This is a genomic window from Saccharothrix sp. S26, assembly GCF_021390395.1.
GTDB lineage: Bacteria > Actinomycetota > Actinomycetes > Mycobacteriales > Pseudonocardiaceae > Actinosynnema.
The window spans coordinates 319,029-330,600 of sequence record NZ_JAJUWT010000009.1 but is presented as its reverse complement, the minus strand read 5'-3'; the positions used below and the strand labels follow the sequence as shown (position 1 = coordinate 330,600).

Below are 11,572 nucleotides of genomic sequence, written 5' to 3'. Positions count from 1 at the left end.
GTCGGTGGGAACGGCACCTCGCCGTTCCCACCGACCCCGTCACGGGACTCGTGTCTTACGACTCCAGGAAGCCTGGTGCCCGCCGGTCCCCGCAGACCTCCTCCACGGTCGCCGCGAGCGCCAGCGCCTCGAACGTGTCGCGCGGCCCGAACACCGACGTCCCGAGCGGCAGCCGGCCGAGCGAGCCCGTCGGCACGGTCACGTTCGGCACGCCCGCCATCGCCGGGATGGTGGAGGTGTTGCGGGCCAGCGGGTCGCCGTCGGACGAGAGCCGCCACGCCGGTTCGCTGGTCGGTGCGACGATCCCGGCCAGCGCGTGCTCGGCGAGCAGCGCGCCGATCGCGTCACGGGCCCACCACCGCGCTCGTGCGCGGTTGGCGGACGCCTCGGCGAGCTGCTCGGCGGTGACCTCGGTGGCGCGTTCCAGCAGGTCCTGGCCGAACCGGCTCAGCTCGACCGGGTCGGACCGGTTGCCCGCCAGCACGTCGGCGAGCGAGGTCACCGGACCACCGCGCGCCGCCAGGTAGCCGTCGAGCCCGAGCCGGAACTCCGCGAGCAGCGCGTCCATCCCGGCGATCAGCGGCGGCGCGTCCCAGGGCAGTTCGACCGGCACCACGACGACACCCGCGGCGCGCAGCCGTTCGGCCACCCGGTCCACTTCGGACAGGACGGCGTCGTTCATCTTCCTGCCGCGCCACAGGCCGATCCTCAGCCCGTGCGCGGGAATGGCGGGTGCCGTCGGTCGGCCGGTCAACGCGGCCAGGCACGCGGCCGCGTCGGCGACGCTCGGCGCGAGCACGCCCGCGGTGTCCTGCACCCGTGACACGGGCACGATCCCGCGTCCGGGCAGCAGGCCCAGGGCCGGTTTCACGCCGACCACGCCGTTGAGCGCGGCGGGGACGACGATCGAGCCGTCGGTCTCCGTGCCCAGCGCCAACGGCGTCATGCCGGTCGCGACCGCCACCGCCGAACCGGACGACGACCCGCCGGGGCTGTGGTCGAGCACGTGCGGGTTGCGGGTCTGCCCGCCGACGGCCGACCAGCCCTCGACGCCGCTGGTGGAGCGGAAGTTGCCCCACTCCGAGAGGTTAGTCTTGCCGACCACCACCGCACCGGCCCGGCGCAGCCGGAGCACCACGTCGGCGTCCGCGCGGGGTGGTGTGCCGGCGAGCAGCCGCGACCCGGCGGTGCTCGCCAGGCCCGCCGTGTCGATGTTGTCCTTCACCAGCACCGGCACGCCCTCCAGCGGGCGGGCCCGGCCGGCGGCGATCCGCGAGTCGCTCTCGCGGGCCTGGCCGCGGGCCGTCGGGTCGAGCGCCAGGACCGCCCGCACGAGCGGGTCGACCTCGGCGATCCGGTCCAGGCACGCCGACAGCAGGCCGGTCGCGGTCAGCGCGCCGTCCGCCAGGCGGGAGCGCAGGTCGTTCAGCGACGGCCACTGCGCCGCGGTCGTCTCAGTCAAGGCGGGCTCCCCTCAGGACGGGTGAGGACGCGTACACGCCTACGGCCACGAGCGCCGACAGCGCGTGCAACGCCATCGTGGTGGTGAGGCCGAACAGGTCGATCGACGCGCCGATGACGGCGTTGCCCAGCAGGGGCGCGCCGAACACCACCAGCGACATGATCGACATGACCCGGCCGCGCACCGGCGTCGGTGTGCGGCGTTGGATCAGCGAGGTCAGCACGACCCCGGACAGCGCGGTGAGCAGGCCGAGCACGCCGTAGCCGCCGAGCAGCGCGGGCAGGGTGTCCAGCACGCCCAGCGCGCCCAGCACCACGGCCTGTCCGCACACGCCCAGCACCAGCACGGTCGAGGCGCGGCGGCCCACCGGGCGGACGAGGGTGAGCAGGAACGCGAGCGTCGCGCCGACCGTGAACGCGGTCAGCAGCAGGCCCGCGCCCGTGTCGCCCGCGCCGATGGAGTGCGCCAGCAGCACGAGCCCGATGTTCACCGGTCCCGCCGCCGCCAGCTCCACCAGGCCGACCACCAGCACCAGCGTGCGCAGGGCGGGGTCGCCGGCCACGTGCCGCAGCCCTTCGACGATCCGGGTGCGGATGGCGACGCGGTCGCGTGCGGGCACCGGCCCTTCCGGCCGACTGCGCGCCACGGCCGCCGCGGACACCAGGAAGCTCGCCGCGTTGGCCGCCGCCACCGCCGCCACCCCGCCCAGGCCCAGCAGGGCCGCGCCGACGGGACCACCGGCGGCCTGACCCGTGCGTAGCCCGATGAGGTACAGCGCGTTGCCGCGCACCAGGTGCTCGTCGGGCAGCAGCAACGGCCGCAACGCACCCGAAGCGGGCACGAAGAACGCCCCGAGCACGGTCAACGCCGCCGCCACCACCGCCAGCACGACGGCCGTCGGCCGCACCGCGAGCACCACACCGGCCGCCACGACCATGACCGCGCACCGCAGCAGATCGGTCCACACCATGACCCGCACGGGCCCGTACCGGTCGGCCGCGACCCCACCGCCGAGCAACGCGATGACCCGCGGCACCCCGGCCAACGCCACCAACAGCCCCGCGGTGGTCGCGCTGGACACCCCTATCAGGGTGGTGGTGAGCGCCAACATCCACGCCGCGTCACCCAGGGACGAGAGGCCGGTCGCGGACACGAAGGTGAGGTAGGGCACCGACATCGGTCCCGGCCGGACCCGGGCGGGGGCGGTCATCCGGTCACGGTCCCGACCGCGGCGCGCGCCGGTACCGCCCAACCGGTGGGCGACCACAGGTCGTCCGGCGTCAACGCCGACACCCGGTACTTGCCCAGGGCGCTGATCAGCAACCGCAGCTCCAGGGACAGGCACTCCACCAGCCGCGTGAGGCCCGCGACCGGGTCCTCGTCCACCGCGATCAACGCCGCCCGCCCCAAGCCGACGGCCCGAGCGCCGGCGGCCAGGCACTTCGCCGCGCGCGAGCCCTCCCACACCCGGCCCGAGGCCAGCAGGCACCCGGCCGGGCCGGCGATGCGGCGCAGGCACTCGGCCAGCGGCAGCCCGACACCCGACAGGAACGACGTGGGCGCCCACCCGCTGCCGCCCTCCGCGCCGTCCACCGTCACCGCGTCCGCGCCCGCCTCCCACGCCACCGCCGCCGCGACCGCCACGTCACGGCCGGGCGGCAGCTTCACCCACACCCGGGCACGCGGGAAGTTGTTGCGCATCAACCGGATCTGCTGGCGCAGGATCTCCTCGGTGAACGTGCCGGGGCTCGCGCACCGCAACGCCCGCCCCGACCCCGCGCCGAACACGTGCTCCACGGCGAACTGCCCCGACAACCGGTCCGCGTCCGCCGCGTCGACCACGGTCAGGCCGCCGAGCCCGGGTTTCGCGCCCTGCCCGACCTTCAGCTCGAACCCGAGCCGCCCGGAGTCCAGCAGCGGCCGCGCGGACGGGTCGCTGTAGACCAGGTTCCACACCTCCGCGTCGGCGTCCTCCGTGCTCTGCTGCACGACCACGCCGCCCACCCCGTCCGGCACGGCCCGCGCGTACGCCGAGATCCGACCCAGCAGCGACCGCCCGCCACCGCCGTCGAGGCGCCCGTACCCGTTGACCGGCACCACGTTCTCGCCGATCACCATCGGCACGCCCAGCGCACCTGCCTGGGCGCTCGCGGCCTGCCCGAGGTCCGCGCTGGCCACCTGGGTCGACCCGAACGCCGACAGGTACAGCGGCAGCGGCGAGGTGAAGCCGCCGACCTCCGTGCCCAGCTCCACGTCGCCGTGCAGCGGCTCGCGCGCCAGGTCGATCAGCTTCTCCAGCCGTTCGGGCACGAACACCGGCGGCACGAGCCGCGCCGCGTCCAGCTCGTCGCCCGTCGGTTCCGCCGAGGGCGCGCCGAACAAGGCCCGCCCGTAGTCCGCCACGGCCGGGAACGCCGCCGCCGCACCGACCCGCGCGCGTTCCCGCACCGCCGCCTCGGGGAACGTCCCCGCCGTCAACGCGCTCACGGCGACACCACCCCGGGCACCTTCGGGTAGGCGCTGGCCTGCCACACCGACTCCAGGCCCGCGATGTACCGGGTCAGCCGCTCCAACCCGATGCCGAAACCCGCGCTGCCGGGGATGCCCGCCCGCACCATCTCCAGGTACCAGCCGTACTTGGCCGGGTTCTCGCCGGTCTCCCGCATCCGCGCGATGATCGTGCCGTACTCGTGCTCCCGCTCGCTGCCGCTGCACAGCTCGCCGTACCCCTCGGGCGCGAGCAGGTCGAAGTTCAGCAGCCGTCCCGGCCGCGCGGGGTTCTCCTTGTCGTAGAACCCGCGTGACCCCTTCGGGTAGTCGGTGAGGAAGAACGGCCTGCTGGACTTCGCCGACAGCACCGCCTCGCCCGCCCAGTCGATCTCGGCGTCGGGGTTCTGGTCGTGCCCGAGGCCGTGCAGGTCGGCGACGGCGGCGGTGTGCGTGCGCCGTTCGAACGGCTCGCCGGACAGCAGGTCGGCGAACGCGTCGGGATCACGCCCGAGGACCTCCAGCTCCCCGGCCGACCGCTCCACGACGCGCCGCAGCACGTGCGCGACCAACCCTTCCGCCACCGCCATCGCGTCGTCACGGGACGCGTGCGCGATCTCCACGTCGATCTGGTGGAACTCGGCCAGGTGCCGGCTGGTGGAGCTGGTCTCCAACGGCTCCAGCCGCACGTTCGGCGCGATGCAGAAGATCCGGTCGAACGCCGTCAGCGACGCCTGCTTGTACAGGATCGCGCTCGTCATCAGCTTGTACCGGTGGCCGTAGTAGTCCACGTCGACCTGCTTCGCGCCCCGCGCGCCCGGGTCGGTGACGGGGCCGATGATCGGCGGCAGCAGCTCGGTGAAGCCCGCGCCGCCCAGGTGCTCGCGGGCCGCGTCCAGCACGGTGTGCTGCAACCGCAGGACGGCACGGGTCGTGGGTGACGACAGGTGCTCGCGCGGGCTGCCCGGCAGCGTGGTCGCCGGCCGCGGGGTCGCCGCGTCGGCGGCGCTCGTGGTGTCCATGTCGCTCTAGCTCCTTCGGTGGGTGGGCTGGGGTGATCAGCCGGAGCCGATCGGCTGCGCGCCGACCCGGTCCAGCGCCAGGTCGTCGAACGTCCGCTCGACGTGCGACAGCGAGCGCAGCAGCTCGGTGGAGGTGATCTCGACGCCGGGCGCGGCCTGCACCACGCCCGCCAGCGGCAGCGAACCGGTGCGCGACCAGCGCAGCCGCCCGGTCCGGTCGACCACCGCCCTGGTGCGCCCGGCGTTGTCCGGGTGCAGGCAGTACGGCACGTCCAGGTAGCCGCGCTCGACCGCGCGGACCAGCGCGACGCCGAGGTCCGGCGCGAGGTCCAGCACCGCCTCCACGATCGCGCGCGCCTCGGCGAGCACGCCGGTGTCGGCCACGGTCCCGCCGCGTGACGTCCGCGCCGCCGCACGGCTCGCCGTGCGCAACGCCGTCACGTTCTCCTCGACGGTGGGGATGCGGTGCGCCTCGGCCGTGGTCTTGACGATCAGGCGTTCCGCGCCGGTCCGCACGGCCAGCTCGGCGGCCCGTTCGAGCAACGCCGACGCGCCGCGCCGGGTGCGGGGGAACACGCCCATGTAGGTGTAGAGCACGACGTGCCAGTCCACATCGGACAGGTGCTCGGCGGCGAGCGCGCGCAGCGCCAGCACCGCCTCCGCGTCCTGCTCGGGGTGGGTCTGCTGGGCGTAGCTCAACGACACGCTGTCCAGGCCGTGCTGCCGGAAGAACAGGCCCTCCAGCACGCTGATCGCCACCAGCAGCCCCGGCGGGCACAGCTGGCCCATCATGCAGCCGCCGAACGACTCCAGGTGCGGGCGTCCGCCCCGGTCCCGCAGGCCGGCCAGCAGCAGGCACGACTCGGCCCACGCCCGCACCGCCTCGGCCACCGGCACCCGGCTGTAGGGCAGGCAGTACGACAGCGGACCGCCTTCCGTGGCGTGCAGGCCGGCGTCGAGCAGCGCCACCACGATGTCCTGCGGCCGGGCCGAGCCGTGCCGCACCTGCACCGGGAACGCGTCCCCGGCCACGCCGCGCAGCACCTCTCGCGTCGTCCGCGGCGGGTAGGCCACGATCGGGTAGCCGTTGAGGGCGTCACCGGCGGCGAGCGCGGCGCGCACCGCGTCGTGGTCGCCGACCCGGGTGAAGCTGTCGAGCGTGATCGTGCCGACCGCCCGCACCCCGGCCGCGCGGACGGCGGCGAGCCCGGCGCGCATCGCCGCCGGGTCGCCGATGCCCATGCGGGGCTGGACGACCAGCTCGCCGTCGGCCGCGGCCCGGGCCACGAACTCGCCGAAGGAGCTCATGACCGCACGCCCACGGGCAACCGGCCGAGGAACGCGCGGAACGCGGCGATGCTCCCGGCGTCCTCGAACACCGCGTCGTACCCGGCGGCGGTGAGGATCGCGGCGCGGTCCTGCCCACCGGGCCCGTCGATGCCGAGCTTGCCGCCGACGACCACCGGGGTGGCCGCCAGGTCGGGCCGGGCGCGCAGCTTGGCGATCACCCGCTTGGCCTCGTGGAAGCCGTGGCCGTTGACGCTGCTCACGACGACGAGGTCCGGCGCGTGCCGGGCGCACTCGGACACCAGCAGGTCGTCCGGGACGCACGCGCCGAGGTTGACCACCCGGTGCCCCGCCTCCTCCAGCACGAGCTGGAGGAACACGAGGTTCCACGTGTGGGCGTCGGACGCGAGGCTCGTCACCACGATGTCGAGTCCGACGTCGTTCTCCACCAGGTCCATGGCACTCCCTCGGTCGCGGGATGGTCGTTGACGCCGAAACTAGGAGTCGCGCGAGCCGTCGAGGGGCAGCCCGACCGGCAGCCGGGCGGCAGTTAGGGCGCGGGCCAGGGCGAGCACGCGGAACCGGTCGTCGCCGACCGGGCGCACGAGGCCGAGCAGCAACAGGTGGCGCACGAGCCGCGCGCACGCCACCGGCGCGACGCCCGTGAGGCGGGCGGCGTCGGCCACGGACCAGTCGCCCGCCAGCGCCGCGATCGCCTGTCCGTCCACATCGGACAACGCGTGGGCGAGGGCGTCGCGCAGGTCGGGCAGCCGGTCGGCCACCACGTCCAACGGGTCGGCGCGCACCAGGTCCAGCAGCTCGTCGGGGCGGTGCACCACCAGCCAGGACGCTGCCGCCTCCACCGCGCCGGGCAGGCCGTCCAGCCGTTCGGCGACCTCGACCAGCGCGGGGTCGGGCGCGCCGGGCCGACCGGCGAGCCGGTGCAGCAGGCAGGCGGCGTGCTCGGGGGCGAGCGGGGGCAGCGCGACGACGCGTTCGCCGGGGATCGGGCGGGAACCGCGCGTGGTGCGCAGCAGGCGCAACCGCCGGCAGTGGTGCAGCAGCGCCAGCGCCCGGTCCGGGTCGGGCCAGGTGGGGTCGTGGCCGTCGAGCACGAGCACCGCTTCGCGGTCGCCGATGAGCGTGGCCAGCGCGTCCCAGCCCTCGCCGTCCTCCGCGACGGCCAGCGCCGAGTGCACCAGCAGCCGCAGCCGTGCCGCGTCACCGCCGGGCGCGGGCGCGGTGGCCGCGTCCCACAGCACGCGTGCCGCGCCGGACTCGTGCAGCCGTCCCGCGACCTCCACGACGAGGCGGGTCTTGCCGACGCCGGGCAGCCCGGTCACCGCGACCAGCCGCGCGCCGCCCTCGCCGAGCAGGGCGAGCAGTGACGCGACCTCGTTGTCGCGACCGACCAGCACGTCGAGCGCGGCGGGCGGCGGCACGGCGGCCAGGTCGGGGGAGAGGTCGATCTCCACGCCGCCGCGCGACCGCATGGCCGCCGCCTCGAACGTGGTCAGCTCGCGCCCGCTGAGCCGCAGCCCCTCGGCGATGAGCCGCACGGTGTCGCGGCGCGGCCGGCTCGCGCGCCCGGCTTCCAGGTCGCGAATGGCGCGGACGCTGATGGTGGACAGGTCGGCCAGCTGCCGCTGGGTGGCGCCACACTTCATCCGGTGTTTTTTGAGCAGTTCCCCGAATTGCCCGTACATGAGTTCTCCACCTGCGCAGACGATGCTCTCGGCGATTCCTCAACCCAGCATCGTCACGCCGGTATCGTCCCGTTATCGCGGGGATGCAAAACTGGCGAAACGCGCGCGGTGCGGGGCGTTCGTCGCGCGATAATTCGGCAATGCCCCACATTCCTAATGTCGGTTCCAGCAGCACGGCCCGGAACACGAACACCAGGAACAAGGGAGCCCGACAATGCGCATCGACCGCATCCTCGCCGCCACCGCCGTCACCGCCGCGATCCTGCTGGCCCCGGTGGTCGCCGCCACCGCCGCCCACGCCGCCACCAGCGACACCGCGACGACCCGGACCGCGACAGCACAGACCGCGACAGCGCACACCGCCGCCGGCCAGACCACCGACGACACGCCTTGGGGCCCGACCACTGACGACACCCCGTGGGGTCCGACCGGCGATGACACCCCGTGGGGTCCGACCGGCGATGACACCCCGTGGGGTCCGACCGGCGATGACACCCCGTGGGGTCCGACCGCGGTCTGAGTCAGCCGGCCCTGATCCGCTCCAACACCTGTTGCGCACGAAGCCTCGCGGCACCCATGTTGCGCTCCGCGAACGTCGAGATCGCCCGGCCCAGCAGGCTCACCGCCGCGGCCCGGTCGCCCCGCTCGGCCAGCACCACCGCCAGCTCGGCCCGCGTCTCCGCCGCGCCACCGTGGTCCATGGCCCGCTCCCGCACCTCCAGCGCCTCCCGCAACAGGCCCTCCGCGGCCTCCGGGTCCTCCAGCGCGAGCTTCACCACCGCGAGCTTGTGCAGCACCCGCGCCTCGCCGACGGTGTCACCGGACGCGCGGACCGCCGACAGCAGCTCGCCCAACGACTCCTCGGCCTCCCAGTGCCGGCCCTGCCGCACCATCAGGTCGCTCAACCGGTACCGGACCTGCACCTCGACCCGCTGGTTGCCGAACCGCCGGCAGATGTCCAGCGCCTCGTACAACCGGTCGGCCGCCCGTTCCTGCTCACCGTGCTCCAGGTCGATCTGCGCGATCTGCGTCAGCACCCACGCCTGCCCGACCGGGTCGCCGGACGCCCGGAACCCGCCCAACGCGGCCAGGTACAGCGGCGCGGCGTTCTCCAGGTCACCGAGCCGGTGGTGCACCAGCGCGAGGTTGCGCCGGGCCAGCGCCACGCCCCGCTCGTCGCCCAACGCCTCGAACGTGCGCAACGCGGGCTCCACCAGCTCGCGCGCTGCACGAGCCCGTGACCACGACAGCTGCAACGACGCCATCGAGCACAGCAACGCCGCCTCACCGCGCGTGTTGCCCGCCGCCCGGACCGCGGCCAGCGCCTGCTGGTGCGTGCGCTCCCAGTCGGCGAAGTAGCACCGCGCCTCGAACAACGTCACCAGCGTCACGGCCAGGTCCCACGCCGCCTCGTGCAGCCCTTCCGCCGCGCTCACCTCGACCGCGGCGCACAGGTGCGCGTGCTCGGTCTCCAGCCACAGCAACGGGTCCGCGAGCAGCCGGTCCACATGCGACTTCGACGGCAGCCAGCGCGGCGCGTCACCGTGCAGCGAGGTGAAGTCACCGCCGTAGACGCGCGTGTGCGCCTCGCCCGCCAACGCCAACCACCCGCCGACGACCCGCCGCAACGCCACCAGCCGCGACTCGTCGCCCTCGTTGAGCTCCAACTGCTCCCGCGCGAACAACCGGATCAGGTCGTGGAACTTGTAGCGGGGGCTGCCGGTCGCGTCGAACGCCACGACCTCCAGCATCTGCGCGTCCACCAACCCCTCCAGCAGGTCGGCGGCGTGGAACACGTCCACGTCCAGCAACGCCGCCGCGACCCACGTGGGGAAGCTCAGCCCGTCCAACGCGCCGAGCAGCCGCAGCAACCGGCGTGCCTCGCCCGGCAGGCCGTCGTAGGTGAGGGCGAGGCTGGCGCGCACCATCATCTCGCCGTGCGCCAGCTCGTCGAGCCGCCGCCGCTCGTCGGAGAGCCGCTCCAGCATCCACGCCAGCGACCAGCCGGGACGCGCGGCCAGCCGGGCGGCGACGATGCGCAGCGCCAGCGGCAGCGAGCCGACGAGCCGGATCAACGCCGTCGCGGCGGCGGGCTCGGCGTCGACCCGGTCCCGGCCGATGACCGTGGACAGCATCTCCAGGGCCTCGTCGTGGCCGAGCACGTCGACCTCCAGCACCCGCACGCCCGGCAGGCCGGTGAGCCGCGTCCGGCTGGTCACGATGACCGAGCAGGAACTGCTGCCCGGCAACAGGGCCCGCACCTGGCGTTCGCTCGCGGCGTCGTCCAGCACGACCAGCATCCGCTTGCGCGCCACGAGCTGCCGGTACATCTCGGCCCGCTCGTCCTCGGCGTCCGGGATCGACGTGCCGGGGATGCCCATCGCGCGCAGGAAGCGGCCGAGCACGTCGGCCGCGCCGGCCGGGTGCTCGCGGGTGCCGCCCAGGTCGCAGTACAACTGGCCGTCCGGGAAGTGGTCCTCCACGAGCAGGTGCGCCACGTGCACGGCCACCGCGCTCTTGCCGATGCCCGGCTTGCCGACCAACGCCACCACGCGCGTGGCCAGGCCGCCCTGCGCCAGCAGCTCACGCGCCTGCGCGACGAGCCCGGCCCGGCCGGTGAACTCGCCGATGTCGGCGGGCAGTTGGAGCGGCACGACCATCTCCGCGGGTGGCGGCGCCGACGGCCGCGGCTGCTGCTGTGGCGCGTGGTCCGCGCCCATGGCCAGCGTCGGGTCGCCCGCGAGGATCGCCGTCTCGAGCCGGCGCAGGTCCTCGCCCGGCTCGAGGCCGAGCTCGTCGATCAGCAATTCCCGCGTCGTGCGGTAAGCCTCCAACGCCTCGGCCTGCCGCCCCGACCGGTACAGCGCGAGCATCAACTGGCCGCGCAGCCGTTCCCGCAGCGGGTACTGCGCCACCAGCGCGCTGATCTCGCCGACGAGCTGGCGGTGGCGGCCCGCGTTCAGCTCCAGGTCGAACGTCGTCTCCAGCACGGTGAGCCGGTCCTCGTCCAGCTTCGCCGCCTTGGCCCGCAGCCTGCCCGTCGTGCCGCCCAACGCCGGTCCGCGCCACAGCGCGAGGGCCTGCCGCAGCAGCACTAACCCGGCCTTCGGGTCGCCCGACCGCACCAGCGACTCGCCCTCGGCGGTCAGCGCCGCGAACACCTGCACGTCCAGCTCGCCGTCCGCGACGCGCAGCAGGTAGCCGGGCGGTCGGGTGACGATGGCCTCATCGCGCCCGATCGACGCGAGGTTGGCGCGCAGCGCGGACACGCAGATCTGGATCTGCCGCCGCGCGGTCGCGGGCGGCGCCTCGTCCCACACCGCGTCGATCAGGTGGTCGATGCTCACGACCCGGTTGGCGTCGAGCAGCAACGCGCCGAGCACCATCTGCTGGCGACCGGGTGGCACCCGGCTGACCCGACCCGGCCCGTCCGCCACGTGCAGCGGTCCCAAGATCCGGTACACGGGGGTGGGCGGCGACCCGACTGCTGCTAAATCCACGGGCTGCTCCCACTTGCATCGACCCCCGAACCGAAGATAACCGGTGGTCACCGTGGTCGCACCCACCCGGAAGCCGGGTCGGGACCGGTCATCCGGCGCACGACGACC

At 74.5% G+C, this 11,572-nt stretch carries 9 protein-coding genes; 1 reads left to right on the top strand and 8 read right to left on the bottom strand.

The window, feature by feature from the left end; translation table 11 throughout:
- Positions 1 to 55: 55 nt before the first annotated feature.
- From LZG04_RS17120 to LZG04_RS17090, 7 genes are read right to left on the bottom strand one after another with little or no spacing between them, the layout of a single operon-like run.
- Positions 56 to 1,462 carry an amidase family protein gene (locus LZG04_RS17120; protein WP_233818093.1) on the bottom strand — a complete coding sequence of 469 codons (1,407 nt, stop codon included), beginning with the start codon at positions 1,460 to 1,462 and terminating at the stop codon, positions 56 to 58.
- Positions 1,455 to 2,672 (bottom strand): MFS transporter, encoded by a 1,218-nt coding sequence (locus tag LZG04_RS17115; protein ID WP_233818091.1) that lies wholly within the window; start codon positions 2,670 to 2,672, stop codon positions 1,455 to 1,457. Before LZG04_RS17115 ends, LZG04_RS17120 begins: the two co-directional genes overlap by 8 nt.
- Positions 2,669 to 3,949: a glutamate synthase-related protein gene (locus LZG04_RS17110; RefSeq protein WP_233818089.1), complete on the bottom strand. Its 1,281-nt coding sequence runs from the start codon at positions 3,947 to 3,949 to the stop codon at positions 2,669 to 2,671. Before LZG04_RS17110 ends, LZG04_RS17115 begins: the two co-directional genes overlap by 4 nt.
- The gene (locus LZG04_RS17105) at positions 3,946 to 4,971 is read right to left on the bottom strand and encodes an asparagine synthetase A (RefSeq protein WP_233818087.1); all 1,026 of its coding nucleotides are present in this window, start codon (positions 4,969 to 4,971) and stop codon (positions 3,946 to 3,948) included. Before LZG04_RS17105 ends, LZG04_RS17110 begins: the two co-directional genes overlap by 4 nt.
- Before the next feature lie 36 nt (positions 4,972 to 5,007).
- Positions 5,008 to 6,279, bottom strand: coding sequence for a methylaspartate mutase (locus LZG04_RS17100; RefSeq protein WP_233818085.1), 1,272 nt, complete (start codon positions 6,277 to 6,279; stop codon positions 5,008 to 5,010).
- Positions 6,276 to 6,716 (bottom strand): cobalamin B12-binding domain-containing protein, encoded by a 441-nt coding sequence (locus tag LZG04_RS17095; protein ID WP_233818083.1) that lies wholly within the window; start codon positions 6,714 to 6,716, stop codon positions 6,276 to 6,278. The genes LZG04_RS17100 and LZG04_RS17095 overlap by 4 nt, the downstream gene beginning before the upstream one ends.
- Positions 6,717 to 6,755: 39 nt before the next feature.
- Positions 6,756 to 7,964 carry a helix-turn-helix domain-containing protein gene (locus LZG04_RS17090; protein WP_233818081.1) on the bottom strand — a complete coding sequence of 403 codons (1,209 nt, stop codon included), beginning with the start codon at positions 7,962 to 7,964 and terminating at the stop codon, positions 6,756 to 6,758.
- Between the two features lie 214 nt (positions 7,965 to 8,178).
- On the opposite strand from LZG04_RS17090, the gene LZG04_RS17085 reads away from it, so the two are divergent.
- Positions 8,179 to 8,484 (top strand): hypothetical protein, encoded by a 306-nt coding sequence (locus tag LZG04_RS17085; RefSeq protein ID WP_233818079.1) that lies wholly within the window; start codon positions 8,179 to 8,181, stop codon positions 8,482 to 8,484.
- A 1-nt stretch (position 8,485) separates the two neighbouring features.
- Here LZG04_RS17085 and LZG04_RS17080 read toward each other — a convergent pair whose 3' ends face one another.
- Positions 8,486 to 11,464, bottom strand: coding sequence for an AfsR/SARP family transcriptional regulator (locus LZG04_RS17080; protein WP_233818078.1), 2,979 nt, complete (start codon positions 11,462 to 11,464; stop codon positions 8,486 to 8,488).
- Positions 11,465 to 11,572: the final 108 nt, after the last annotated feature.